This window comes from Streptomyces pactum, assembly GCF_002005225.1.
GTDB classification, from domain to species: domain Bacteria; phylum Actinomycetota; class Actinomycetes; order Streptomycetales; family Streptomycetaceae; genus Streptomyces; species Streptomyces pactum_A.
In genome coordinates, this window is record NZ_CP019724.1 from 2,754,271 (window position 1) to 2,779,611 (window position 25,341).

Consider the following 25,341-nt stretch of genomic DNA (forward strand, 5'->3'; position numbering starts at 1 on the left):
CCGCATGTCCCACAGCCCGTGCCCGGTGCGTACGTCTCCCCCGCGGCGTTCACGACTCCCGGTCGTAGAACGGTCGGACACGTGCGCGCATCCAGTCGCAGACCGGGTCCTGGGCCGCCTCCAGCAGGACGAGGTTGACCTGGCACTTCAGGGGCGCTGTGGCCAGGGCCCGTCCAAGGGCCTCCAGGGGGACGGCACGGGCGTCGCCCTCCCAGTGGGTGAGTTCGACGCCGACGAACATGACGGGGTCGGCGGTCTCGACGGCGGCGAGGCAGCGGCGGGCGGTGCGGACGACGCCGACGGCGGCGAACTCGGCGGAGGCCGCGGCCAGGAACTCCACCGGGTCGTCCTGCCAGTCCGGCTCGAAGAGGCGGACCCGGCCGCCGGACGCGGGACCGTCCAGCGGGGTGCGGCCGGCCCGGCACAGCTCGGCCACGGCCGGCGGCGGCAGCGGGACGCCGAGAACGCCGTCCGGGTTCACGGCGATGCCGATCTGCGGGGGCAGGCCGCGGGCGAACTCCGCGGCGGGGGCGACGGTGTACGCCATCTGCGCGCCGGCGACCTGGCGGAGCTGCTCCTCGGAGCTGAACACCGGCACGTAGGCCTGGCCCTCGATCTCCAGCGAGGGCAGGTCGAGGGGGCCGCTGTTCGGGCCGCCGCCGTTCGGCAGCGGTATCCACACGAAGCTGCGGCCGAGCACCTCCACGATCCGGCCGCCGGCACCCGGCACGCCGAGGGAGGCGGACAGCACCTCCTCCAGCTCGTTGCCGGGCCACCCGCCGTGGGAGTGGGGGTGCGCCTGCGCCGGGAATCCGGCGGAGAAGTCCGCCGGGAGGTCCCCTGGGATGTCCATCTGCCTACCGCCTGCCTGGTACCGCTGCTGTGGCTGAAAAGGCTAACCCGTTCGGCCCCGCGGCCCCAGGGTCTGTTCCGGGTCCCCGCCGGGGCGCGGACGGGGACCCGGGGCCGCCCCGGGTGCGTCACCCCGTGAAGGCGATCCGGCGCAGCGTGTCCGCCGCCGCCCGGTCCAGCAGGATCGCCGAGGTGCAGCCGGCGGGCAGGGTGCCCTCGGTCACCGCGCGCAGCAGGCGGGTGTTGGCCGTGCGGTGCCGCCGGAAGGCGTACCGCGACACGCCCCGGCCGCGCTCGCGCTGGCCGGCCAGGGCCTCGTCGGGGTCGACGTCGAGCAGCAGCAGGTGCAGGATGCCGTCCCGGCGGCGGGCCTCGCGAGCCAGCCAGCCGCGCACCCAGGCCTGGGTGCCGCAGTCGTGCACGACGACCCCCTCGCCGGAGCGCAGCGCGCTGCGCAGTCCGGCGTAGTGGGCGAGGCGGACGAAGGGGCGGTAGAGCCCGTACGGCAGGAAGCGCGGCATTCGGCGGTCCCAGCGGTCGCGGGTGTCCTGTGAGTCGATGCGCGGTCCGCGCACGGCGCGCCGCATCAGCGTGGACTTGCCGCTGCCGGGCAGGCCGGTGATCACCACCAGGTCCCGGGGTCCGAAGAGCAGGGCGTGCGGGCTGCGGCCGCCCCGGTCCCGCAGGTCGCGGACGACGGGTGCGGGCATTTCGGCGCACGCCTGAGGTGCCGGGGCGACCGGCTGCTTGGTCAGCGCGAGACCCGAGCTCGTGGCGTACGCCGTGGTCCTGTTCACCGTGATCGTCCTCCCCTGGGGCGGTTCACGAGTTCCCATCCCCGTCGAGTGTAAAGAGAAGGTAATGCGCAGGTCTCGCGTTTTCGTGCGCTTACTGCCACAGGCCGGTTACAGATCACGGTCTGCCATGGACCGGCCTGGCGTGCAATGATGGCGGCGCCAACTGCATACCGGCCGTTTGAATCCGCGCGGGAGAGTCCCCGGCCGTCGCCGGGGCGCCGAAGGAGCAAGTCCCTCCCTTGAATCTCTCAGGCACCGTTACCGCGCGGGCGAGGCACATCTGAAAAGCGGGCCGCCTCCGACGGGCTGCCCCACCCAAGGTGCAAGTCCTGATCACCGTACTCCGGTGGTCGTGGCGAACCTCTCAGGTTTCGATGACAGATGGGGAGGATCGACCTCGCCACGTCCTGTCCTGGGAGACGACCGACCGATGAGCAGTACAGAACTCCGCCGTACCGCGCTCGATGCCACGCATCGCGCGCTGGGCGCGACGATGACCGACTTCGCGGGCTGGGACATGCCCCTGCGCTACGGCTCCGAGCGGGACGAGCACCTCGCCGTGCGCTCCCGGGCCGGTCTCTTCGACCTCTCGCACATGGGCGAGATCACCGTCACCGGTCCGCGCGCCGCCGAGCTGCTGGACTTCGCGCTGGTCGGCAACATCGGCAGCGTGAAGCCGGGCCGCGCCCGCTACACCATGATCTGCCGCGAGGACGGCGGCATCCTGGACGACCTGATCGTCTACCGCCTGGGCGAGACCGAGTACATGGTGGTCGCCAACGCCTCCAACGCCCAGGTGGTGCTGGACGCGCTGACCGAGCGGGCCGCCGGCTTCGACGCCGAGGTCCGCGACGACCGCGACGCGTACGCGCTGCTCGCCGTGCAGGGCCCCGAGTCCCCGGCCATCGTGAAGAGCCTCACCGACGCCGACCTGGACGGCCTGAAGTACTACGCCGGGCTGCCCGGCACCGTGGCCGGCGTCCCGGCGCTCATCGCGCGCACCGGCTACACCGGCGAGGACGGCTTCGAGCTGTTCGTGAAGCCGGAGGACGCCGTGGAGCTGTGGCGGGCGCTGACCGAGGCGGGCGAGGGCGCCGGGCTGGTCCCGTGCGGCCTGTCCTGCCGGGACACGCTCCGCCTGGAGGCGGGCATGCCGCTGTACGGGCACGAGCTGACGACCGCGCTGACGCCCTTCGACGCCGGGCTCGGCCGGGTGGTGAAGTTCGAGAAGGAGGGTGACTTCGTCGGGCGCGCCGCGCTGACCGAGGCCGCTTCCCGGGCCGAGCAGAACCCTCCCCGCGTCCTGGTCGGCCTGGTCGCCGAGGGCCGCCGGGTGCCGCGCGCCGGGTACCGGGTCGTCGCCGGCACGGAGGTGATCGGCGAGGTCACCTCCGGCGCCCCGTCCCCGACGCTGGGCAAGCCGATCGCCATGGCGTACGTCGACCCCGCGCACGCGGCGCCGGGCACCGCGGGCGTCGGTGTGGACATCCGGGGCAGCCACGAGCCGTACGAGGTCGTGGCGCTGCCGTTCTACAAGCGCCAGAAGTAGACAGTAGAGGGACACCGGCCGCGGCCGTCCGTGACCGCGCGCACCTTCCCGCTGCTCACCGCGGTGTCAGCGGCCCCCCGTTCATCAGCACTTTCCCGCGTACAGGAGAATTCAGGCCATGAGCAACCCCCAGCAGCTTCGCTACAGCAAGGAGCACGAGTGGCTGTCGGGCGCCGAGGACGGCGCCTCGACGGTCGGCATCACGGAGCACGCGGCCAACGCGCTCGGTGACGTCGTCTTCGTCCAGCTCCCCGAGGTCGGCGACTCGGTGTCCGCGGGCGAGACCTGCGGCGAACTGGAGTCGACCAAGTCGGTCTCCGACCTGTACTCCCCCGTCTCCGGCGAGGTCACCGAGGTCAACGAGGACGTCGTCAACGACCCGTCGCTGGTGAACTCGGCTCCCTTCGAGGGCGGCTGGCTGTTCAAGGTGCGGATCACGGACGAGCCGGCCGACCTGCTCTCCGCCGACGAGTACACCGCCTTCACCGCCGGCTGAGGAGTCACGGACCGCATGTCGCTTCTGAACACCCCCCTGCACGAGCTCGACCCCGACGTCGCCGCCGCCGTCGACGCCGAGCTGGACCGCCAGCAGTCCACCCTCGAGATGATCGCCTCGGAGAACTTCGCCCCGGTCGCGGTCATGGAGGCCCAGGGCTCGGTCCTCACCAACAAGTACGCCGAGGGCTACCCCGGCCGCCGCTACTACGGCGGCTGCGAGCACGTCGACGTGGTCGAGCAGATCGCCATCGACCGGGTCAAGGCGCTCTTCGGCGCCGAGCACGCCAACGTGCAGCCGCACTCGGGCGCCCAGGCCAACGCGGCCGCGATGTTCGCGCTGCTCAAGCCCGGCGACACGATCATGGGTCTGAACCTCGCCCACGGCGGGCACCTGACCCACGGCATGAAGATCAACTTCTCCGGCAAGCTCTACAACGTCGTCGCCTACCACGTCGGCGACGACGGCCAGGTCGACATGGCCGAGGTGAAGCGCCTCGCCGAGGAGAACCGGCCGAAGCTGATCGTGGCCGGCTGGTCGGCCTACCCGCGTCAGCTCGACTTCGCCGCGTTCCGCGAGGTCGCGGACGCGGTGGGCGCGTACCTGATGGTCGACATGGCGCACTTCGCCGGTCTGGTCGCGGCGGGTCTGCACCCGAACCCGGTCCCGCACGCGCACGTCGTGACCACCACCACGCACAAGACGCTGGGCGGCCCGCGCGGCGGTGTGATCCTCTCCACGGCCGAGCTGGCCAAGAAGATCAACTCCGCCGTCTTCCCCGGTCAGCAGGGTGGCCCGCTGGAGCACGTGGTGGCCGCCAAGGCCGTCGCCTTCAAGGTCGCCGCGAGCGAGGACTTCAAGGAGCGCCAGGGCCGTACGCTGGAGGGTGCCCGCATCCTGGCCGAGCGCCTGGTGCGGGACGACGCGAAGGCGGCGGGCGTCTCCGTCCTGACCGGCGGCACGGACGTCCACCTGGTCCTGGTCGACCTGCGCGACTCCGAGCTGGACGGGCAGCAGGCCGAGGACCGCCTCCACGAGGTCGGCATCACGGTCAACCGCAACGCCGTCCCGAACGACCCGCGTCCGCCGATGGTGACCTCCGGGTTGCGCATCGGTACGCCGGCCCTGGCGACCCGCGGCTTCACGGCCGAGGACTTCGCCGAGGTCGCGGACGTGATCGCCGAGGCGCTGAAGGCGCCCTCTCCCTTCGGGGCCGCCGACGCCGAAGCCCTCAAGGCCCGGGTGAAGACCCTGGCCGACAAGCACCCGCTGTACCCGGGTCTGAACAAGTAGACACCGCGTGTTCGGGGGCGCCGTGCCCGCCACAAGCGGGCCCGGCGCCCCGCCCCGAAGCACCACCTCTGCACCACCCCCGTTCTGAGGAGTCCCCCGTGGCCATCTCGGTCTTCGACCTGTTCTCGATCGGTATCGGCCCGTCGAGCTCCCACACGGTCGGCCCGATGCGCGCGGCCCGCATGTTCGCCCGCCGCCTGCGCAACGAGGAGCTGCTCGGCTCCGTCGCCACGGTCCGCGCCGAGCTGTACGGCTCGCTCGGCGCCACCGGCCACGGCCACGGCACGCCCAAGGCGGTGCTGCTCGGCCTGGAGGGCGACTCGCCCCGCACGGTGAACGTGGAGACGGCGGACGAGCGCGTCGAGACGATCAAGTCCTCGGGCCGCATCCGCCTCCTCGGCGAGCACGAGATCGCCTTCGCCTACGACGACGACATGGTCCTGCACCGCCGCAAGGCCCTGCCCTACCACGCCAACGGCATGACCCTGTGGGCCCACGACGCGACCGGCGCGGAAGTGCTCTCCAAGACGTACTACTCGGTCGGCGGCGGCTTCGTCGTCGACGAGGACGCGGTGGGCGCGGACCGCATCGTGCTCGACGACACGGTGCTGAAGCACCCCTTCCGCACCGGCGACGAGCTGCTGCGCCTGTCCCGGGAGACGGGCCTGTCCATTTCCGCCCTGATGCTGGAGAACGAGCGGTCCTGGCGCGACGAGGACGAGATCCGTGAGGGCCTGCTGGAGATCTGGCGCGTCATGCGGGCGTGCGTCGACCGCGGCATGTCCCGCGAGGGCATCCTGCCGGGCGGCCTGAAGGTCCGCCGCCGCGCCGCCAACACCGCGCGCAAGCTGCGCTCGGAGGGCGACCCGCAGGCCCTGGCCATGGAGTGGATCACCCTGTACGCCATGGCCGTGAACGAGGAGAACGCGGCCGGCGGCCGGGTCGTCACCGCCCCGACCAACGGCGCGGCGGGCATCATCCCGGCGGTCCTGCACTACTACGTGAACTTCGTGCCCGGCGCCGACGAGGAGGGCGTGGTCCGCTTCCTCCTGGCCGCGGGCGCCATCGGCATGCTCTTCAAGGAGAACGCCTCCATCTCCGGCGCCGAGGTCGGCTGCCAGGGCGAGGTCGGCTCCGCCTGCTCCATGGCGGCCGGCGCCCTCGCCGAGGTGCTGGGCGGCACGCCGGAGCAGGTGGAGAACGCCGCCGAGATCGGCATGGAGCACAACCTGGGCCTCACCTGCGACCCGGTGGGCGGCCTGGTCCAGATCCCGTGCATCGAGCGCAACGGCATGGCCGCGGTCAAGGCGGTCACGGCGGCGCGGATGGCGATGCGCGGCGACGGCTCCCACAAGGTGTCCCTCGACAAGGTCATCAAGACCATGAAGGACACCGGCGCGGACATGTCGGTGAAGTACAAGGAGACGGCGCGGGGCGGGCTGGCGGTCAACATCATCGAGTGCTGACCCTCCGTCCCGCGCCCGCTTGGGCCCCGGTGGCTCAGATCCCGCAGGTGGGAGCCGACCAGTACGGCGACGGGTCGAAGGCCACGTGGGTGTGGTCGTTGTGGCCGGGGTAGCCCGGGCCGAGGATCTCCGAGAAGCCGTGGGTCCTGGCCTGCTGGGCGAGCCGGCACAGGGACGGCGAGCCGACGAGGTCGGCGGCGTCGCCGTAGAGGTGGCGGCTGGTGGCGGAGCCGCCGACCGCGTTGTTGCAGGCCCGCGAGCGGAAGCCGCTGGAGATGGTGATCGGGACGTCACCGAGGGCGTGCCGCATCGCCTCCAGCTTCCACATGGTCTTGAGCGCGTTCGACCTGGCGGTGGCGGCGGAGACCGCGCCGCCGGACCAGTCGGAGTTGCACTTGTTGAGCTCGGCGTAGGTGAAGTGGACGGGCGTGCAGTCCGCGTCCTGGAGGGCGTAGATCTTGCTGAAGGTCGCGGGCCCGGCGACACCGTCCGCGCTCAGTCCGTAGGCGGCCTGGAACTTCTTGACGGCGGCGGCGGTCCGCGCGCCGTACTGGCCGTCGTAGGAGAGCCGCTCGCCGGAGGTCACCCAGCCGGCGACCCGGATCTGGAGCTGGGTCACGTCGCTGCCGGAGGACCCCTGGGAGAGGGTGCGGTTCCAGGTGTAGCAGGAGTCGGCGTGTGCGGCACCGGCGGTGGCGCCGACCCCGACCACCGCACCAGCCATGAGCATGACAATCGAAAGAAGCAGACGTGACGCGCGTCTGAACATTTCGGCCTCCCGACCGTTGAGCCGACCACGGGCTGGAGCCCAGCGTGCGGTAACCGAGCTACGCGCGTCAATGGCGCCCCGGGGAAGTGAAGTCGGGGTTTCCCCGTGGGACGGGGATCACCCGTGCCATCGTGGGGAATAACCAACTCCCGTCCCCCCACGGCTCCTCAGGGAGGCTCCATGCTGCGCGGCATCGACGTCAGCGCGTACCAGTCCTCCACTTACGACACGGACGGCCTCTCCTTCGTCTTCGTGAAGGCGACGGAGGGCCGTTCGTACGTCAACCCGAAGCTCGCGGCCCAGACGAAGCGGGCCCGCGACGCCGGACTCGTCGTCGGCTTCTACCACTTCCTGTGGCCCGGCAACCTCGCCGCCCAGGCCGAGTACTTCGTCTCCAAGGCGCCGGAGAAGAAGGGTGACATCCTCGCCGTCGACTGGGAGACGACGGGCGAGGGCACCCATGCGGGCAACGCGGAGAAGGACAGCTTCATCCGGAAGGTGAAGGCGCTGCGGCCGGACAACCGGGTGATCCTCTACGCGAACAGGAACTTCTGGCTGAACGTCGACACCACCTCGTACGCCGGCGACGGCCTCTGGATCGCCGACTACGTGTCGGCCGGCAAGCCCCGCATCCAGGCGAAGTGGCGCTTCCACCAGTACACCGACGATCCGGTCGACACCAACGTGGCGGACTTCCCGAGCAGAGCCGCGCTGAAGGAGTGGGCCGACGGCGCCTAGTTAACCCCGGAAGCCCGCCGGCCGCTCCGGCGACGCCTCCGCCAGGGCCTTGGTGACGCCCTCGACGCCCGCGCGCAGGCCGTAGACCGGGGTGTCGGGCTGCTGGCGCCAGGACTCGTCGATGCCGCCGGCGTCGACGGTGTCGAAGCCCAGCTCGTCGATCAGGGACCGGACCCTGGCCTTGGCCGCCTCGTCGTCGCCGGCGACCGGGAGCGCCAAGCGGTCGGGGTCGCCGGCCGGGCGCGGACGCTCCAGGATGTCCTGGGCGTAGGTGCCGTTGAAGGCCTTGACCACCGGGCGGCCGAGGTGGCCCTCGATCCAGCGGCTCTCGGTGAGGCCCTCGTCCTCGATGGCGGCGATACGGCCGTCGCGCTGCTGCGGGTAGTAGTTGTTGGTGTCGATGACCGCCACGCCGTCGGCCGCCCCGTCGAGGACACCGGAGGGCAGGTCGGGGACCGCCTTCAGCGGGATGGTGACGACCACGATGTCGGCCCCGCGCGCCGCCTCCCCGACCGGTACCGGCGTGGCGCCGGTCTCCTCGGCCAGTGCGGTGAGCGTGTGCGGGCCGCGGGAGTTCGCGACCGAGACGTCGTGGCCCAGGGCGGTCAGCCGCCGGGTGAGATTGCCGCCGATGTTTCCCGCGCCGATGATGCCGATCTTCATGGTGCCGACTCGCCTGGCCTTTCGGAGGTCGTGTCCTGCGGATCCCGGCGACTCCCGCCGGTGACGAACTCCAACCTCCGGCCGAAACCGGATATTCCGCCGAGGGGCGCCCCGGGTGACGGGCGGGCGCCCCTCACGGCGTCGTCACTTGTTCAGGTGAGCCCAGAACTCGTCGAACGACAGGAGCTTGTCCCCGTCGAGGTCGCGACCGGCGATGATCGCCTCGGCCACCGACTCGGTGACGTTCCAGTCGCCGCCCTGGGCGAGCGCGGTCTTGAACTCGGCGGCGGTGACGAACCCGTCCCCGTCCGTGTCGATCCGCTCGAACTGCTTGCGTGCTTCCTCGATGTCCGCCACCGGTCCGCCCCTCATCTCGTGCGTGGGTCCTTCTGACGCAGGTCAGATTAGCTGCCCGTTCGGCCACCCGGTGCGGCGACCACCCGCCCGGACCGCGGGCGGGGCGCGTCGGGGCCGGCAGTGCCGATGCCGGCGAGGACCTCCGTCATGGAGGTGCCGACCAGCAGCGGACGGTGCGCGCCGGCGGCCCGGTGGTCCACGCCGGCCCACCGACGGCCACGAGTCCGGTGCCTTCGTCGTTCACGTCTGGGAGTCTGGGCCTTCCAGTGGGCGGAGACTCGGGGAGCGCGGTGTGGCGGAGGGCCTGCGGGACATTCTGGAGGCGGCGGCGCGGGGCGTGTTCCCGCCGGCGGACGGCGGGACCACCGTGGTGCCGCAGCACGGACCCCGGGACGCGGGGGTGATCGCCTTCACCGCGCACTCGGTCGTCTTCACGGACGAGGACCCGCGGTGGGTGCGCGAGACGCTGGGCGGGCTCGGCTGCGACCCGCTCGCCGCGACGATGAACACCCGGTTCCTGACCGCCTTCACCAAGCGCACGGGGCGGACGTCCGACACCATCGACGTGCTGCTGACCGGTGCCCCGCTTCCGGGCCGGCCGGAGATCGCGCTGACCGAGGTCGCCGATCCCGGGCATCCCCGGGTGGTCGCGGCCCGCCGACGGCGCGACGAGGTGCGGGTGTGGGCGGCGGACGGCGGAGTGCTCGTGCCGGGCCGCGAGGTCGCCGGGCGGCTGGAGGCCGCGGTGGAGGTGGCGCAGGGGGTACGGCACCGGGGGCTGGGGCGGCGCCTGGTGACGGCGGCGCGTCGGCTGGCCGGGGGCGAGGCGGTGTGGGCCCAGGTGTCGGCGGGGAACGCCCGCAGTCTGCGGGCGTTCCAGGCGGCGGGCTACCGGCCGGTGGGGGCGGAGGCGCTGTTCCTCCGGCCGTGAGTCACGGCCGGTCCCGGGGGCGGGGCCGTCAGTGCGGGGCGCTCAGCGCGGGGCCCTCAGTGCCAGGGCTTGTAGTGCGGGTTGCTCTCGCACTCGCTCATGATCTCGGTCCTGGTCTGCCGGTCGACGGGGCAGGCGCCGATGACGTACCGCCGCTGGATGCCGCCGGGGAAGGCGACCTCGACCTGACCGGCCCCCTTGTGGGTGTCGCCGATGGTCTTGTTCACGTCGATGCCTCCCGGGGCGTCGATGTAGTAGTTGTAGCCGGACTTGTACCAGGTCTTGTAAAGGTCGTGGTCGTAGGTCGTCGAGACGTACGGCGAGGGCTGGTTGACCAGGACGTACTTCTCGACGTCGTACTGGCCGTTGTGGACGTCCTCGGCGTGTCCACCGAACGCGGTTGCCCTCAGCGGCAGATGGGGCCCCTCCTCAGCGGTCCACCACCCGCATCTCGAACCATGTCGTCTTCCCGCGCGGCAGCAGGTCGACGCCCCACCGGTCGGACAGCTTGTCGACGAGGAAGAGGCCGCGCCCGCTGATGTCCGTCTCCTGGACCGGCATCAGACACGGCAGCCCCCTGGACGGGTCGCGGACCTCGACGCGGATCCAGCCGGGGCGGCGGCGCATGTGGAGGCCGAAGACGCGGGCGCCGGTGTGGCGTACGGCGTTGCCCACCAGCTCGGAGACGAGCAGGACGGTGTCCTCCGTGAGCTTCGGGCCGAGTTTCCACTGGCGCAGGGCCACGACCTGGGCCAGTCGGCGGGCGGTGGCGGCGGACTCGGGGCGGGACGGTAACGGAACCTCGCGCTCCGTCGGATTGCCGAACAACTCCAGCGCCTTGAGCGCGCGATCGTCCTCGACCGCCGGCGACCAGCGCGCCGCGGTCGCACGTCCGGCTCCCCGCGGCTGTTCCGTACCCTCCAGCCCCGCCATGCCCCCATCATGGCCGTCCCCGGGCGGCTCCGGGGCCGTTCCCCGGGAATGCGCCCCTGCCGGGCCCTGGCTCGACAGCGGTCGATCGGCATATGCCGCAGGCAGTTCGGAGCCGGGAACAGCCCCACTGACCTGCGCGGACGGCTCGGCCGGAGACAAGCGGCGGACTCCCTCGACAAGGCGCGCTTAACGGTGCGTTAAGGCTGCCATAAACCGCCCCATCGAGGGACCCGGAATCAGACACCGCGTCAACTGCGAGTGATGCGGACCAACTCATCGGACCAACTTCACCGGACCGGCCCACCGGACCGCCCCAACGGAGCGGCCTCAGCGGACCGGAAGCAACAGGCCCGGCGCAAGGGGGCCGGTCCGGCACAGGAGGCCGGCGTCACGGCCCGGCGATCAGAGGAACTTCGCCTTCCCGGGGCCCTCCTCCACGAAGCTGCGCATCCCGCGTTCCCGGTCCTCGGTGGCGAACAGACCCGCGAACCAGTTCCGCTCGACGGCGAGACCGGTCTCGATGTCCGTCTCCAGGCCCGTGTCGATCGCCTCCTTCGCCGCGCGCAGGGCGATGGCGGGCCCCTTCGCGAGCCGCGCGGCCCAGGCGTGCGCCTGCTCGTAGACCTCCGCGGCCGGTACCACGCGGTCCACCAGGCCGAGGGCCAGCGCCTCGTCGGCCCTCACCTGGCGGCCCGTGAAGATGAGGTCCTTGGCCTTGGAGGGGCCGATCAGCCGGGACAGCCGCTGGGTGCCGCCCGCACCGGGGATCAGGCCGAGCAGGATCTCGGGCTGGCCCAGCTTGGCGTTCTCACCGGCGATGCGGAAGTCGGCGCAGAGCGCGAGTTCGCATCCGCCGCCGAGCGCGTATCCGGTCACGGCCGCGACCACCGGCTTGGGGATCCGGGCCACCGCCGTGAAGGAGTCCTGCAGGGCACGGGCGCGCACGATCATCGCCGTGTGGTCCATCACCTGCATCTCCTTGATGTCCGCGCCCGCCGCGAACACCTTCTCGCCGCCGTGGATCACCACGGCGCGCACGTCCTCGCGGCGCGCGGCCTCCTCGGCCAGCTCCTTGATCCGGTCCTGCGTGGCGACGTCCAGCGCGTTCATGGGCGGGCGGTCCAGGCGCAGCGTGCCGACGCCGTCCGCGACTTCGAGATGTACGGTCATGCCAGCAGGTTAACGGTGGCTAACGGGAACGGCCCCGGTGCCGTACCTCACATCGAGGACGCCGGGGCCGTACGAGCGGGCAGGCTCAGGCCTTCCACTTCTCCCAGGACATGTTCCAGCCGTTGAGGCCGTTGTCGGGGGCGATGGTCGCGTCGTCGGAGTTCTTCACCACGACCACGTCGCCGATGAGCGAGTTCTCGAAGAACCAGGCGGCCGGCGCCTTCTCGTCCCAGCCGCCGCGCACGTCGCGCAGGCCGATGCAGCCGTGGCTGGAGTTGCGGTTGCCGAAGGCGTCGCCGCCCCAGTAGTTGCCGTGGATGAAGGTGCCGGAGGTGGACAGGCGCATGGCGTGCGGGACGTCCTTGATGTCGTACTCGCCGCCGTAGCCGACCGTCTCGCCGTTCATGCGGGTCACGGGGAGCCGCTCGGTGATGACCATCTGGCCGTTCCAGGTCTCGTAGCCGGGCGCGCCGGTGGTGACGGGGATGGTCTTGACGGTCTTGCCGTCCCGCACGACCTTCATCGTGAGCTTCTTGGCGTCGACGACGGAGACCTGGCTGCGGCCGACGGTGAAGGAGACGGTCTTGGCCTGCTCGCCGTAGACGCCGTCGCGTCCCTCGACGCCGTCGAGGTTGAGGTCGACGGTGACCTTGGTACCGGCCTTCCAGTACTTCTCCGGGCGGAAGTCGAGGCGGTCGTTGCCGAACCAGTGGCCCGCGACCTCGACGGCGGGCTCGGTCCTGATGCGGATGGCCTTCTCGACGTCCTCGGGGTTGGTGATGCCCCGGGTGAAGCGGATCGAGAACGGCATGCCGACGCCGACCTTGGTGCCGTCCTCGGGCGTGAAGTGGCCGATGAAGGTGTTCTTCGGCGTCAGGGTGGTGAAGCGGGAGTCCTCGGCGGCCGTGCGGCCCTCGGAGTCCTTGGCGACCGCGTGGACGGTGTACGTCGTGGCGGCGGCCAGGTGGGTGGACGGCGTCCAGGCGGCGCCGTCGCCGGATATCTTCCCGTCGACCTCCGCGCCGTCGGCGTCCTTGACGACGACCTCGGTCAGCTTGCCCTTCGTGGCGCCTATCCGCAGGGCGCCGTTGGTGTCGACGGCCTTGGCCCCGTCCTTCGGGGCGATGCTGACGACGGCCTCGGACTGCTTGCTCTGCGCCGCGGTGGAGTCCTCGGCGTTCTTGCCGCCGCCCCCGTCCCCGGCTCCCGGGCCGGACCCTCCCCCGCCGCAGGCGGTGACCGTCAGCAGCACGCCCAGTGCCAGTGCCGACAGTGCCCTGCCGCGTCCCCTGCCGCCCCGCCCCCGGATGCCGGCCGACGACGCCCCCGATATCGGACGCACGTTCAACTTGTCTCCCCTCGCCGGGCCCGGCCGGGCCCGCGCCCCAGTGCGCCCGCGCGCACCGGCGCATCGTATCCGCAGGCCAGGGGCGTAGGGGACAGAGGAATTGTCACTGTTCCGTACCGAGTTGGCGGCCGGGTGCCGCGGTCACGCCGGCGTCACTTCACCGCACTGCCCGCTCTCCACTCCTTCCAGTTCATGTTCCAGCCGCCGAGCCCGTTGTCGGGGGCGACCTTCCTGTCCTTGCTGTGGACCACCTCGACGACGTCGCCGATCAGGCTGCGGTCGAAGAACCAGCCCGCCGGGGTGTCGGAACCGCCGCCCTTGACGTCGCGCAGGCCGACGCAGCCGTGGCTGACGTTGGCCCGGCCGAAGGTGTCCTGCGGTGCCCAGTAGTTGCCGTGCAGGAAGGTGCCCGAGCTGGTCAGACGGATGGCGTGCGGGACGTCGGGGATGTCGTACTCGCCGCCGAAGCCGACCGTGCGGCTGTTCATACGGGTGACGTCGAGCATCTCGGTGATCACCATCTTGCCGTTGTAGGTGGGCGTCGCCGGTGCCCCCGCCGTGATCGGCACGGTGGTCAGCAGCGTGCCGTCCCGGCGCACCTGCATGGTCCGCTCGGCCGCGTCGACGCGGGAGACCTGGCTGCGGCCGACGGTGAAGGAGATCTTCTTGTGCTGGAGCCCGTACACCCCGGGCGCGCCCTCGACGTCGCGCAGTCCCAGGTGGACGGTGACCTCGGTGCCGGGCTTCCAGTACTCCCTGGGACGGAAGTCGAGCCGGTCCTTGCCGAACCAGTGGGGGCGGATCTCGGTGGCGGGCTTCGCGGTCACCGAGACGGCGCGTTCGACGGCGGCCCGGTCGGTGATCTCCCGGCTGAACTCCAGTGAAACGATCATCCCGGTGCCGACGACCGAGCGGTTCTCGGGGGCGACGTACCCGATGAAGCGCTCGTCGGGAACGTAGGTGGTGAAGGTGGTGTGCCTGGCCGAGCGGCGCCCCTGGCCGTCCAGGGCGACGGCGTCGACCGTGTACTTCGCGGCGAGCGCCAGCCGGTCGTCGGCGGGCCGCCAGCTCAGGCCGTCGTCGGAGATCCGGCCGGACACCGGGGTCTGTCGCGCGTCCTGCGACTTGACGACCTTCACCGACTCCAGCCGTCCGTCGGACACCCGCACCGACAGTTGCTCGTCCTTCGGCCGGACGGCCTTGCTGCCGTCGTCCGGCGTGATGCGGATGACGTCCTCGGCTGCGGGTGGCTTGCCGAACACCTCGCCGATGCCATCGCCGATGCCACCGCCGTCCGAGGTGCATCCGGCGGCCCCGGCCAGCAGTCCTGCCCATGTCAGTACGGCGGCCAGAGCGGCCCCCGCGCGCCGTGCGCGCCCATGTACGTGCCTCACATCCACCCGTAACGACCCATCCGCCCCGGGGAAACGTGAGTGCGAGCCATGCGGTGGGCAGAACAGTGGGGAAGGACGACCCGACGGGGGGCGGCGGCCGGGACGCCGCACGCTCTTTCCCGTCTTCCCGTCTTCCCGTCCGGCACGTCGTTCCACGAGCCGCAGGAGGCCGACAGGTGTCGAGCGCAGCCGAGCAGGAGGCGGTGGCCGGGAAACAGGCCGCCGCGGACGGGCACCCCGCCGTCGGGGTGAACGGCGCGCGGCGTGCCGCGTCGCCGCCCGCCGTGCCGGCCTGGCCGGGCACCCCGGTGCCGCTGGGCGCCCGGTACCGGACCGGACCGGACCAGGTGGCGGGCACGAACTTCGCGCTGTGGGCGGGCGGGGCGGAGGCCGTCGAGCTGTGCCTGTTCGACGAGCCGGGCTGCGGTGGCGGGGAGCGCCGGGTGCGGCTGACCGAGCTGACGCACGAGATCTGGCACGGCTTCGTGCCGGGCGTGGGCCCCGGGCAGCGCTACGGCTTCCGGGTGCACGGCCGCTGGGACCCGTGGACCGGCGCCCGCTGGAACCCGGCGAAGCTGCTGCTCGACCCGTACGCCCGCGCGGTCGACGGCGCCGAGGGCAACGACTACGGCACCCTGCCGCCCGAGGTGTACGGGCACGTCCGCGACTGGCCCCAGCAGCACGTGGCGGACACCGTGCGCGACGACCGGGACTCGGCGCCGTACGTCCCGAAGGGCGTCGTCGTCCACGACGGCGGACCCGACGACGAATGGACGTACGACCGGCGGCCGAAGACGCCGTGGGCGGACTCGGTCATCTACGAGCTGCACGTGCGCGGCTTCACCAAGCTGCACCCGGGCATCCCCGAGGAGCTGCGCGGTACGTACGCCGGTCTGGCGCATCCGGCGGCGATCGAGCACCTGACGCGACTGGGCGTGACGGCGGTGGAGCTGCTGCCGGTGCACCAGTTCGCGCACGAGAGTCATCTCCTCGACCGCGGCCTGCGCAACTACTGGGGCTACAACTCCATCGGCTACTTCGCCCCGCACGCCGCCTACGCCGCGTCCGGCACCGCGGGGCAGCAGGTCGGCGAGTTCCGGCGGATGGTGCGCGCGCTGCACGCGGCGGGCATCGAGGTCATCCTCGACGTGGTCTACAACCACACGGCGGAGGCGGGCGAGCTGGGCCCCATGCTCTCGATGAAGGGCATCGACAACCGCGGCTACTACCGCCTCCAGCCGGACGCCCGCCGGTACGCCGACTACACCGGCTGCGGCAACACCCTGCACGTCGTCCAGCCGCACGTCCTGCGCCTGATCACCGACTCCCTGCGGTACTGGGTCACGGAGATGGGCGTGGACGGCTTCCGCTTCGACCTGGCGGCGGCGCTGGCCCGCTCGATGCACGACGTCGACATGCTCTCCCCGTTCCTCGCGGTGATCGCGCAGGACCCGGTGCTGCGGCGGGTGAAGCTGATCGCCGAGCCGTGGGACGTCGGCTCGGGCGGCTACCAGGTGGGCGCGTTCCCGCCCCTGTGGACCGAGTGGAACGACCGGTACCGGGACGCGGTACGGGACTTCTGGCGGCACGCGCTGCCGGACGTGCGGGAGATGGGCTACCGCCTGTCGGGCTCCAGCGACCTGTACGCGTGGGGCGGCCGGCGGCCGTACGCGTCGGTCAACTTCGTCACCGCGCACGACGGCTTCACGCTCCGGGACCTCGTGTCCTACGAGCGCAAGCACAACGAGGCCAACGGCGAGGGCAACCGGGACGGCACGGACGACAACCGGTCCTGGAACTGCGGCGTGGAGGGAGAGACCGACGACGAGGACGTACGGGCGCTCCGGCGGCGCCAGCTCCGCAACCTGCTGACCACGCTCCTGCTGTCGACCGGCGTGCCGATGCTGGTCGCGGGCGACGAGCTGGGCCGCACGCAGGGCGGCAGCAACAACGCCTACTGCCAGGACAACCGGATCAGTTGGGTGGACTGGAGCCTGCTGGACGACCCTCAGTGGCGGCCCCTGTTCGAGCTGACCTCCCGGCTGATCGCGCTGCGCCACCGGCATCCGGTGCTGCGCCGCCGGGCCTTCTTCTCCGGCCGGGCGCATTCCGCGGACGGCCTGCGCGACCTGGCCTGGTTCACCGCCCGGGGCACGGAGATGACGGAGCGGGACTGGTACGCGCCCGCCGCCACGCTCGGCATGTACCTCTCCGGGCGGGACATCCCGGGCCGCGACGAGCGCGGCGCCCCGATCGTCGACGACAGCTTCCTGGCCGTCCTGCACGCGGGCGAGGGGCCGGTCGGCTTCCTGCTGCCGGGGCCGCCGTGGGCGGAGCGGTACGAGGTGGTCGTCGACACCAGCCGGGAGCGGCAGGCGGACGCACCGGGCGGGACGCACCCGGCGGGGACGGAGATCACGGTGCCGGCGCGGGCGGTGCTGCTGCTGAAGGTGGGGTGAGTCCGCCCGGCGGCCGGCTCCGCCCGAGATCGTCCCGGCCGGCGGCCGGCTCGGCCGATGACGGGCATGGCACCAGCGTCCCGGCGTGCGGGGGTGCGGCGCATCGGCCGACGCGCTCGAAGGCGCATCAGCCGATCGGCTGATGCCCCCGTACGACCCCGGTGAGCTCGAAAACCCGGTGGGCACTGTCGGCGGTGAACCGTAGGCTCGCTGCTGATGTCCACGACACCCGCCTCCGCCGAGCCCCCCACCGAGGACCGGTCCACCGTCCGCTCGCTGCTGCGGCTGTGGCCCTATGTACGGCCCGTGCGGGCGCGGTTGGCGACCGCCGCGGGCGTGGCGATCCTCGCCTCCTGCGTGGGGCTGGTGATCCCGCTGGTCCTGAAGTGGATGGTGGACGGGCCGGTCGCCGACCGCGATCCGTCCGGCGTGTGGCTCGGGGCGCTGTACCTGCTGCTCCTCGGGCTGGCGGAGGCGCTGCTGTTCGGGCTGCGGCGCTGGCTGGTGGCCCGGCCGCTGGCGGGCGTCGAGGCGGGGATGCGGGCGGACCTCTACCGGCATCTGCAACGGCTGCCGGTGGCCTTCCACGACCGGTGGGCGTCGGGGCAGTTGCTGTCGCGCGGGACGACGGACCTGATGCTGCTGCGCATGTTCCTCGCCTTCCCGCTGACGTTCCTGCTGGTCAACGGTGTGACGATTCTGGTCGGCGTGGGCATCATGCTGGTCCAGGACTGGACGCTGGGGCTGGTCATCCTCGGGCCCGCCGTACCCGTGATGATCACCTGCGCGGTCTTCGAGAAGAAGTACTCGGCGGTGGCGCGGCGCGCGCAGGACCAGGTCGGGGATCTGACGACCGTGGTCGAGGAGAGCGTGCTCGGCGTCCGCGTCATCAAGGGCTTCGGACGGCACCGCAGCCAGGCCCGGGCGTTCCACGAGCTGTCGCACCGGCTGCGGGGGACGGAGCTGCGCAAGGCACGGTTGCTGGCGTCCATCTGGGCGGTCATCGTGACGCTGCCGGAGATCGCGATCGGGGCGGCGCTGGTGGTGGGGACGGTGCGGGTGGCGGACGGGTCGCTGTCGGCGGGGACGCTGGTGGCGTTCCTGTCCACAGCGCTGGCCCTGCGGTGGCCCGTCGAGTCGATCGGCTTCCTGCTGGCGATGAGTCAGGAGGCGGCCACGGCCACGGACCGGTACTTCGAGGTGATGGACGCGCGGGTCGAGTCGCCGGGGGTGGCGCGTGGGCCCGCGTCCGTGCCGGGGGACGGGTCCCGCGGCCCGGCGGTGCCGGGTGCCGCCGAGGCCCTTCCGGCACTGGCGGAGGCACGACGGCCCGCGGTCGCGGCGGGTGGCGGCGGTCTGCGGTTCGAGAACGTCCGCTTCCGTTACCCCGACGCACCCCCCGGCTCCCCGCCCCTCCTCGACCGCGTCGACCTGCACGTCCGCCCCGGCGAGTCGATGGCCCTGGTCGGGGCCACCGGCAGCGGCAAGACGACGCTGACCGCGCTCATCCCCCGCCTGCACGAGGTGACCTCCGGCCGGATCACGCTGGACGGTGCGGACATCACCGCCCTGTCCCGCGAGGAGCTGCGCTCCATGGTCGCCGTGGCGTTCGAGGAGCCCACCCTCTTCTCGGCCACCGTCGGCGAGAACGTGCTGATGGGGGCCGCCGACGGCGCCGGTGACGAGGAGCTGGGGCGGGCGCTCGCCGTCGCGCAGGCCGACTTCGCGTACGCCCTGCCCCAGGGCACCGGCACCCAGGTCGGCGAGCAGGGCCTGAGCCTTTCCGGCGGCCAGCGGCAGCGCCTCGCGCTCGCCCGGGCGGTGGTCGGCGGGCCGAGGTTCCTCGTCCTGGACGACCCGCTGTCCGCCCTGGACGTGCACACGGAGGCCGCCGTGGAGGCCGCCCTGCGGCAGGTCCTCGCGGACACCACGGCCCTGATCGTCGCCCACCGCCCGTCCACGGTGCTGCTCGCCGACCGCGTGGCGCTGCTCTCGGGCGGCCGGATCGCCGCCGTCGGCACCCACCAGGAACTGCTGCACGGCAGCGCCGAGTACGCCCGTCTGATGTCCGGACTCGACGGGAGCGCGGAATGCCGGGAAGCCCGGGGAGTCCAGGAACCCCGGGTCACCCGGGAAGCCCGGGAGATCCGGGAAGCCCAGGAAGGGGACGGCCGATGACCGCGCCCACGGCCACCGCGCCGGGCAGGGAACAGCCGGAGGGCGGGGACCCGGCCGCCGAGGCGGAGGTCCGCGCGGCCGACGACCTCTTCGACCGGGACGTCCTGCCCAGTCCGCCGGGCGCCACCGCCGCCCTGCTGCGCTCCCTGCTGGCACCCGGGAAGGCCCGCGTCGCCCTCACCACGTTCCTCCTGCTGCTCCAGCAGGCGGCGGTGCAGGCGGGACCGCTGCTGGTGGCGTACGCCATCGACCACGCCGTGCCTGCGCTGCGGGACGACGACCACGGTCCGCTGATCGCGGTGGGCGCCGGCTATCTGCTCTGCTCGCTGGGCGCGGGCGCGCTCCAGTACGCGTTCATCGCCGCCGCGGCCCGCGTCAGCCAGGACGTGCTGCTGGACCTGCGGGGCCGGATTTTCCGCCACGCGCAGGCGCTGAGCGTCGACTTCCACGAGCGCTACACCTCGGGCCGGCTCATCTCCCGCTCCACCACGGACGTGGAGGCGCTGCGCGAGCTGCTGGACGAGGGCCTCCAGGAGCTGGTGACGGTCATCCTGTCCTTCGTCTACATCGCGGCGCTGCTGCTCTGGCTGGACCTGGGCCTCGGCGGCGTCGCGGTGGCGTCGTTCGTGCCGCTGTACGCGCTGGTGCGGTTGTACCGGCGGCGCGCGGGGCGGGTGTACCGCCGGCGGTCCACGGCGATCGCGGCGGTGATCGTGAAGTTCGTGGAGACGATGAACGGCATCCGCCCGGTGCGCGCCTTCCGCCGGGAGGCCGCCAACGACGCCGAGTTCGCCGTGCTGAACCGGCGTCACGAGCGGACCAACGGCGACGCGCTGCTGGAGATGGCCCGTTATGTCGTCGGCTCGCGGCTGGTCGCCAACACGGCCGTCGCGGGGATCGTGCTGTGGGGCGCGTACCGGGTCGCGGACGGCACGCTGGCGCTCGGCGTGCTGGCCGCCGCCGTGCTGTACCTGCGGCGGCTGTACGACCCGATCGACCGGCTCGGCATGTTCCTCAACTCCTACCAGTCGGCGGCGGCCTCGCTGGAGAAGATCGCCGGTCTGCTGGCCCAGACGCCGTCCGTGCCCGAGCCGGCCGCGCCGAAGGAGCTGCCGCCGCCGGCGTCGGAGCACCCCGGGCGCGAGGTCGTCTTCGACGGGGTCGGCTTCGGCTACCGGACCGGCGGCGAGGTGCTGCCCCGCTTCGACCTGACGATTCCGGCCGGGCAGACGGTCGCCGTCGTGGGCTCGACCGGCGCGGGCAAGTCGACGCTGGCGAAGCTGCTCGCCCGGTTCTACGACCCGTCCGACGGGCGGGTCCTGCTGGACGGCACCGATCTGCGCGACCTCGCCGTGCCCGAGCTGCGGCGCGGGGTGGTGATGGTGACGCAGGAGGCGTTCCTGTTCTCCGGCACGGTGGCCGAGAACATCGCGATCGGCCGCCCGGAGGCGACGCGGGAGGAGATCGAGCGCGCCGCGAAGGCGATCGGCGCCCACGACTTCATCGGCGCGCTGCCCGACGGCTACGACACCGACGTCCGCAAGCGGGGCGGCCGCATCTCCGCCGGGCAGCGGCAACTGGTCGCGTTCGCACGGGCGTTGCTCGCGGACCCGGCGGTGCTGATCCTGGACGAGGCGACCAGCTCGCTGGACGTTCCCGGTGAGCGGGCGGTGCAGCGGGCGATGGCGACGGTGCTGAAGGGCCGTACCGCGGTCGTGATCGCGCACCGGCTCTCCACCGTGGAGATCGCCGACCGGGTGCTGGTGATGGAGCGGGGCCGGATCGTGGAGGACGGTGTGCCGGCCGATCTGATCGCGGGTAGGGGCCGGTTCGCGGACCTGCACCGGGCCTGGCGGGACAGTCTGGCGTGAGGGCGCGAGGGCGAGCGGTCCGCATGGAGAGCCGTCGGGGGAGCCACCGGTGATCGACGCGTACGAGGATCCCGGCGCTCCGGACCGCCGGGGCGGCCGGCGTCACCTGTGGCGGCCGGCGGAACGGCGGTGGCCGTGATGTGGAAGGTCATGGAAGTGTTCGAAGGAGAGGAGCCGGGCAACGATGCAGGCGTCGGGAGTCACACGTGCGGTGGCCGCGGCCATGTCGATCGCCTCGTCACTCGGCCTGCCGGCCGACGACGCGATCGTTCTGCACGACTCGAACAAGCTCACGCTGCGTCTGCTGCCCTGTGACGTCCTGGCCCGGGTGGCGCCTGTGGCGGACCAGGTCGCGCGGTTCGAGGTCGGCCTCGCCCAGCGGCTCGCCGCAGCCGGGTGTCCGGTGGCCGCGCTCGACCCCCGGGTGGCGCCGCGCGTCCATGAGCGGGGCGGCTTCGTGGTCACGCTGTGGACCTACTACGAACCCGTGGCGCCGCGTGAGGTCCCACCGGCCGACTACGCCGACGCGCTCCGGCGGCTGCACGCCGGCATGCGCGAACTCGACACTCCGACGCCGCACTTCACCGACCGGGTCGAGCAGGCTCGACGACTCGTGGCGGACCGCGACCGCACTCCGGCGCTCGCCGACGCGGACCGCGAGCTGCTCGGCGACACGCTCCGAGGCCTGCGGCGGGAGATCGGCGAGCGTGGTGACGCCGAACAGCTACTGCACGGCGAACCGCACCCGGGCAACGTGCTCACCACGGGGAACGGGCCGCTGTTCATCGACCTCGAGACGTGTTGCCGCGGGCCCGTCGAATTCGACCTCGCCCACGCGCCCGAAGAAGTCGGCGAGCACTATCCGGGTGTCGACCGGGAGCTGCTGCGCCGGTGCCGGCTCCTGGTGCTGGCGATGATCACCGCGTGGCGCTGGGACCGGGACGACCAGTTCCCCGACGGACGCCGACTGGGCACGCGGTGGCTCGGCGAGATCCGCGCCGCACTCGACCGCGACGGCCCGGGCACCCACGGCTGACCGCGGCTCTTCGGTGCGGCGGGCGGCGGGCTGCCCCTGCCGGGAACCACCACGCCGAAGCGTCCCTTCCGTATATCGAACGTGAACGCCCGGTCAACGAACCATTTCCGGCCAACTTCCTGACGCGCTCCTGACAGAAGGCGCGTTCTCCTGCCACTCTTCCCACGGCCGTTGTACAGCGCCCCCACACCTTCCTCACAGCGCTGCGCGGCGGTCAGCTCCTGGCACGTGGTTCTGCGTACCGAACCGGTACCGCCCGGCCGGCCCACCCGCCGACCGGTCTCCCCTGGCCGCGCGACCCGCGGCCGCGCAGAAGGAGTCAGTGTTGAGCAGCAGCACTCCCCACAGACGCACCTCCCACACCGCGTCCCGCACCACCCACCGCCGCGCCGCCGCCGTCGCCCTGGCCGGTGTCGCCGCGCTGATCGCCACGGCGGTCCAGTCCGGCGCCGCCACCGCGGCGCCCCGGCCGGCCCCCGCCCCGGGCGCCGAGTCCGTCGAACTCACGCCGGCCCAGCGCGCCGAGCTGATGCGCGACGCCGACGCCGCCAAGGCCGAGACCGCCGACGACCTGGGCCTGGGCGCCAAGGAGAAGCTGGTCGTGCGCGACGTCCTCAAGGACCGCGACGGCACCGTGCACACCCGCTACGAACGCACCTACGACGGTCTGCCCGTCCTCGGCGGCGACCTGGTCGTCACCACCGACTCCGGGAAGACCGAGCGGGTCGTGAAGGCCACCGCCAAGGCGATCGCACCGGCCACCGTGACGCCGAAGATCGCGGCCGGCAAGGCCGAACGGCAGGCCGTGTCCGCCGCGGAGGCCGCCGGCGCCGAGCAGCCCGAGGCCGACCGCGCCCCGCGCAAGGTGATCTGGGCGGCGAACGGCACACCGGTCCTGGCGTACGAGACCGTCGTGGGCGGCCTCCAGGAGGACGGCACGCCGAACGAGCTGCACGTGGTCACCGACGCCGCCACCGGCGCCAAGCTCCACGAGTACCAGGCGATCCACAACGGCACCGGCAACACGATGTACAGCGGGACGGTGACGCTGGGCACCGCGCGGTCCGGGTCGTCGTACACGCTGACCGACACCACGCGCGGCAACCACAAGACGTACAACCTCAACCGGGGCACCTCCGGCACCGGAACGCTCTTCACCGGCTCCGACGACGTGTGGGGCAACGGCAGCGCGTCCAACGCCGAGACCGCCGCCGCCGACGCCCACTACGGGGCCGCGCTGACCTGGGACTACTACAAGAACGTCCAGGGCCGGTCCGGTATCCGCGGCGACGGTGTGGGCGCCTACTCCCGGGTCCACTACGGCAACAACTACGTCAACGCCTTCTGGTCGGACGGCTGCTTCTGCATGACGTACGGCGACGGTTCCGGCAACGCCAACCCGCTGACGTCCATCGACGTGGCCGCGCACGAGATGACGCACGGCCTCACCTCCAACACCGCGGGGCTCAACTACAGCGGTGAGTCCGGCGGGCTGAACGAGGCCACCTCCGACATCTTCGGCGCGTCCGTCGAGTTCCACGCGAACAACTCCTCCGACGTCGGTGACTACCTCATCGGCGAGGAGATCGACATCAACGGCGACGGCACGCCGCTGCGCTACATGGACAAGCCCAGCAGGGACGGCGCGTCCAAGGACTACTGGTACTCGGGGATCGGCAACGTCGACGTCCACTACTCGTCCGGTCCGGCCAACCACTTCTTCTACCTGCTGAGCGAGGGCAGCGGCGCCAAGACCATCAACGGCGTCAGCTACGACTCGCCGACCTCGGACGGCCTCCCGGTCACCGGCATCGGCCGCGCCAAGGCGGAGAAGATCTGGTTCCGCGCGCTGACCACCAAGTTCACGTCGACCACCAACTACGCGGGCGCCCGCACCGGCACCCTCGCGGCGGCCGGTGAGCTGTACGGCACCGACAGCGCCGAATACAAGGCGGTGCAGGACGCCTGGGCCGGCATCAACGTCGGCGCGCGCTCGGGCGGCGGCGGTGGCGGCGGCACCTCCTTCGAGAACGCCGCCGACGTGGCGATCCCGGACAACGGTGCGGCGGTCACCTCGTCGGTCGCCGTGACGGGCCGGGCGGGCAACGCGCCCGCGAACCTCCAGGCCGCGGTCGACATCGTGCACACCTGGCGCGGTGACCTGGTGGTCGACCTGCTGGCCCCGGACGGGACCGCGTACCGCCTGAAGAACTCCAGTTCGTCCGACTCGGCGAACGACGTGAAGCAGACGTACACGGTCAACGCCTCCTCGGAGTCCGCCAACGGCACCTGGAAACTGCGCGTCCAGGACGTGGCGGCCCGGGACACCGGGTACATCAACTCCTTCAAGCTCACCTTCCCGTAGGCCCCGCGCGGGACCCCACGGTCAGGGCGCCGTCCCGGTGGTTCGAATCCCCCGGGGCGGCGCCCTCCCCTCGCCCGCTCCGGTCATGGCCTGAGGGCGGCACCCGGAACGCCAGGTTCCAGGTTGCCGCCTTACTCTTGGTGCCCATGTCCTTCACGTACGACGACGTCGGCGCCACCCGCGAGCAGGGCCACTGCCCGCCCGGCTTCCGCCCCATGCACGTACGCACGCGCCTCGGGGAGGGCGAGCCGGTGTTCCAGCGCGCGGTCGAGGCCGTGCTCACCTGGGAGATGCACCGGGAGATGGGCGTCGGCATCGACGCGAGCGCGGAGCGTGCCGCGCCCGGCGTCGACGTCACCGTCACCCTCGCCGGGATGATCAAGGCACCCTGCCGGGTGGTCTGGACCCTGGACGAACCCCGCCGGGCCGGCTGGGCCTACGGCACCCTGCCCGGTCACCCCGAGTCCGGCGAGGAGGCCTTCGTGGTGGACCGGACGGGCGACGGCACGGTCTGGCTGACCGTGACCGCCTTCAGCCGCCCCGCCAAGTGGTACGCCAAGGCCGGCGGACCGGCCGCCCGCGCCTTCCAGCACGCCTACGCCCGCCGCTGCGGCACCGTCCTGCGACGGCTGAGCGGCGGCGACGAGGAGGACTGACCCGCGCTTTCCGACCGTCC

21 protein-coding genes, 1 pseudogene and 2 riboswitches are annotated in these 25,341 nt (G+C 72.3%); of the genes and pseudogenes, 12 read left to right on the plus strand and 10 right to left on the minus strand.

Annotated features, from left to right (window positions below; all coding sequences use genetic code 11):
• Positions 1-49 precede the first annotated feature (49 nt).
• Together B1H29_RS11255 and B1H29_RS11260 are read right to left on the minus strand one after the other, a co-directional pair.
• A complete protein-coding gene (locus tag B1H29_RS11255; protein WP_055421851.1) occupies positions 50-853 on the minus strand; it encodes an enhanced serine sensitivity protein SseB in 804 nt (267 codons plus the stop codon).
• Positions 854-980: 127 nt separating this feature from the next.
• The gene (locus tag B1H29_RS11260; RefSeq protein ID WP_055421852.1) at positions 981-1,649 is read right to left on the minus strand and encodes an AAA family ATPase; all 669 of its coding nucleotides are present in this window, start codon (positions 1,647-1,649) and stop codon (positions 981-983) included.
• Between the two features lie 179 nt (positions 1,650-1,828).
• A riboswitch (glycine riboswitch) is annotated at positions 1,829-1,923 on the plus strand.
• Positions 1,924-2,040: riboswitch (glycine riboswitch) on the plus strand.
• Positions 2,041-2,079: 39 nt separating this feature from the next.
• Between B1H29_RS11260 and gcvT the strand changes: the two genes are divergently transcribed.
• The 4 genes from gcvT (at position 2,080) to B1H29_RS11280 (ending at position 6,453) form a co-directional block, all read left to right on the plus strand.
• Positions 2,080-3,198, plus strand: a complete 1,119-nt coding sequence (gcvT, locus tag B1H29_RS11265) for a glycine cleavage system aminomethyltransferase GcvT (RefSeq protein ID WP_055421853.1) — start codon at positions 2,080-2,082, stop codon at positions 3,196-3,198.
• A 118-nt stretch (positions 3,199-3,316) separates the two neighbouring features.
• Positions 3,317-3,694, plus strand: a complete 378-nt coding sequence (gene gcvH / locus B1H29_RS11270; RefSeq protein WP_053137363.1) for a glycine cleavage system protein GcvH — start codon at positions 3,317-3,319, stop codon at positions 3,692-3,694.
• A 15-nt stretch (positions 3,695-3,709) separates the two neighbouring features.
• Complete coding sequence (gene glyA, locus B1H29_RS11275) at positions 3,710-4,987, plus strand: serine hydroxymethyltransferase (RefSeq protein WP_055421854.1); 1,278 nt, start codon at positions 3,710-3,712, stop codon at positions 4,985-4,987.
• 98 nt (positions 4,988-5,085) lie between these two features.
• A complete protein-coding gene (locus B1H29_RS11280; protein ID WP_055421855.1) occupies positions 5,086-6,453 on the plus strand; it encodes an L-serine ammonia-lyase in 1,368 nt (455 codons plus the stop codon).
• Positions 6,454-6,487: 34 nt separating this feature from the next.
• Here B1H29_RS11280 and B1H29_RS11285 read toward each other — a convergent pair whose 3' ends face one another.
• Positions 6,488-7,222: a D-Ala-D-Ala carboxypeptidase family metallohydrolase gene (locus B1H29_RS11285; RefSeq protein ID WP_055421856.1), complete on the minus strand. Its 735-nt coding sequence runs from the start codon at positions 7,220-7,222 to the stop codon at positions 6,488-6,490.
• 180 nt (positions 7,223-7,402) lie between these two features.
• Here B1H29_RS11285 and B1H29_RS11290 point away from each other — a divergent pair, with 180 nt between their 5' ends.
• Positions 7,403-7,960: a glycoside hydrolase family 25 protein gene (locus B1H29_RS11290; RefSeq protein WP_055421857.1), complete on the plus strand. Its 558-nt coding sequence runs from the start codon at positions 7,403-7,405 to the stop codon at positions 7,958-7,960.
• On the opposite strand, the gene B1H29_RS11295 is transcribed toward B1H29_RS11290, so the two are convergent.
• Entirely contained in the window at positions 7,961-8,716 is a 756-nt protein-coding gene (locus tag B1H29_RS11295; RefSeq protein ID WP_267892015.1) for an NADPH-dependent F420 reductase, read from the minus strand.
• A 51-nt stretch (positions 8,717-8,767) separates the two neighbouring features.
• The gene (locus tag B1H29_RS11300) at positions 8,768-8,980 is read right to left on the minus strand and encodes an EF-hand domain-containing protein (RefSeq protein WP_055421945.1); all 213 of its coding nucleotides are present in this window, start codon (positions 8,978-8,980) and stop codon (positions 8,768-8,770) included.
• A 292-nt stretch (positions 8,981-9,272) separates the two neighbouring features.
• On the opposite strand from B1H29_RS11300, the gene B1H29_RS11305 reads away from it, so the two are divergent.
• Positions 9,273-9,911, plus strand: coding sequence for a GNAT family N-acetyltransferase (locus B1H29_RS11305; RefSeq protein WP_055421859.1), 639 nt, complete (start codon positions 9,273-9,275; stop codon positions 9,909-9,911).
• A 56-nt stretch (positions 9,912-9,967) separates the two neighbouring features.
• On the opposite strand, the pseudogene B1H29_RS11310 reads toward B1H29_RS11305, so the two are convergent.
• From B1H29_RS11310 to B1H29_RS11330, 5 genes and pseudogenes are all read right to left on the minus strand, one after another.
• Positions 9,968-10,303: pseudogene (locus B1H29_RS11310) on the minus strand (ADP-ribosyltransferase); the annotation flags it as partial.
• A gap of 37 nt (positions 10,304-10,340) precedes the next feature.
• Positions 10,341-10,844, minus strand: coding sequence for an ATP-binding protein (locus B1H29_RS11315; RefSeq protein WP_055421860.1), 504 nt, complete (start codon positions 10,842-10,844; stop codon positions 10,341-10,343).
• 402 nt (positions 10,845-11,246) lie between these two features.
• Positions 11,247-12,014 carry an enoyl-CoA hydratase/isomerase family protein gene (locus B1H29_RS11320; protein WP_055421861.1) on the minus strand — a complete coding sequence of 256 codons (768 nt, stop codon included), beginning with the start codon at positions 12,012-12,014 and terminating at the stop codon, positions 11,247-11,249.
• A gap of 85 nt (positions 12,015-12,099) precedes the next feature.
• On the minus strand, positions 12,100-13,362 hold the full coding sequence (locus B1H29_RS11325) for a L,D-transpeptidase (protein ID WP_409350941.1): 1,263 nt from the start codon (positions 13,360-13,362) through the stop codon (positions 12,100-12,102).
• Between the two features lie 152 nt (positions 13,363-13,514).
• The gene (locus B1H29_RS11330) at positions 13,515-14,756 is read right to left on the minus strand and encodes a L,D-transpeptidase (protein WP_055421862.1); all 1,242 of its coding nucleotides are present in this window, start codon (positions 14,754-14,756) and stop codon (positions 13,515-13,517) included.
• A gap of 176 nt (positions 14,757-14,932) precedes the next feature.
• Here B1H29_RS11330 and glgX point away from each other — a divergent pair, with 176 nt between their 5' ends.
• The 6 genes from glgX (at position 14,933) to B1H29_RS11360 (ending at position 25,321) form a co-directional block, all read left to right on the plus strand.
• Complete coding sequence (gene glgX / locus B1H29_RS11335; protein WP_055421863.1) at positions 14,933-17,215, plus strand: glycogen debranching protein GlgX; 2,283 nt, start codon at positions 14,933-14,935, stop codon at positions 17,213-17,215.
• A gap of 216 nt (positions 17,216-17,431) precedes the next feature.
• Positions 17,432-19,393, plus strand: a complete 1,962-nt coding sequence (locus B1H29_RS11340) for an ABC transporter ATP-binding protein (protein ID WP_079160158.1) — start codon at positions 17,432-17,434, stop codon at positions 19,391-19,393.
• On the plus strand, positions 19,390-21,264 hold the full coding sequence (locus B1H29_RS11345) for an ABC transporter ATP-binding protein (protein WP_055421864.1): 1,875 nt from the start codon (positions 19,390-19,392) through the stop codon (positions 21,262-21,264). Before B1H29_RS11340 ends, B1H29_RS11345 begins: the two co-directional genes overlap by 4 nt.
• Positions 21,265-21,448: 184 nt before the next feature.
• Positions 21,449-22,300, plus strand: coding sequence for a phosphotransferase enzyme family protein (locus B1H29_RS11350; RefSeq protein WP_055421865.1), 852 nt, complete (start codon positions 21,449-21,451; stop codon positions 22,298-22,300).
• A 325-nt stretch (positions 22,301-22,625) separates the two neighbouring features.
• Entirely contained in the window at positions 22,626-24,665 is a 2,040-nt protein-coding gene (locus tag B1H29_RS11355) for a M4 family metallopeptidase (RefSeq protein ID WP_055421866.1), read from the plus strand.
• Positions 24,666-24,811: 146 nt separating this feature from the next.
• Entirely contained in the window at positions 24,812-25,321 is a 510-nt protein-coding gene (locus B1H29_RS11360; protein ID WP_055421867.1) for a DUF1990 family protein, read from the plus strand.
• Positions 25,322-25,341: the final 20 nt, after the last annotated feature.

Excerpts from the sequence above, each read along its gene's own strand:
- B1H29_RS11255 (WP_055421851.1), bottom strand. The coding sequence starts at position 853 with ATGGACATCCCAGGGGACCTCCCGGCGGACTTCTCCGCCGGATTCCCG.
- gcvT (WP_055421853.1), top strand. The coding sequence starts at position 2,080 with ATGAGCAGTACAGAACTCCGCCGTACCGCGCTCGATGCCACGCATCGC.
- gcvH (WP_053137363.1), top strand. The coding sequence starts at position 3,317 with ATGAGCAACCCCCAGCAGCTTCGCTACAGCAAGGAGCACGAGTGGCTG.
- glyA (WP_055421854.1), top strand. The coding sequence starts at position 3,710 with ATGTCGCTTCTGAACACCCCCCTGCACGAGCTCGACCCCGACGTCGCC.
- B1H29_RS11285 (WP_055421856.1), bottom strand. The coding sequence starts at position 7,222 with ATGTTCAGACGCGCGTCACGTCTGCTTCTTTCGATTGTCATGCTCATG.
- B1H29_RS11290 (WP_055421857.1), top strand. The coding sequence starts at position 7,403 with ATGCTGCGCGGCATCGACGTCAGCGCGTACCAGTCCTCCACTTACGAC.
- B1H29_RS11315 (WP_055421860.1), bottom strand. The coding sequence starts at position 10,844 with ATGGCGGGGCTGGAGGGTACGGAACAGCCGCGGGGAGCCGGACGTGCG.
- B1H29_RS11320 (WP_055421861.1), bottom strand. The coding sequence starts at position 12,014 with ATGACCGTACATCTCGAAGTCGCGGACGGCGTCGGCACGCTGCGCCTG.
- B1H29_RS11340 (WP_079160158.1), top strand. The coding sequence starts at position 17,432 with ATGTCCACGACACCCGCCTCCGCCGAGCCCCCCACCGAGGACCGGTCC.
- B1H29_RS11345 (WP_055421864.1), top strand. The coding sequence starts at position 19,390 with ATGACCGCGCCCACGGCCACCGCGCCGGGCAGGGAACAGCCGGAGGGC.
- B1H29_RS11350 (WP_055421865.1), top strand. The coding sequence starts at position 21,449 with ATGCAGGCGTCGGGAGTCACACGTGCGGTGGCCGCGGCCATGTCGATC.
- B1H29_RS11360 (WP_055421867.1), top strand. The coding sequence starts at position 24,812 with ATGTCCTTCACGTACGACGACGTCGGCGCCACCCGCGAGCAGGGCCAC.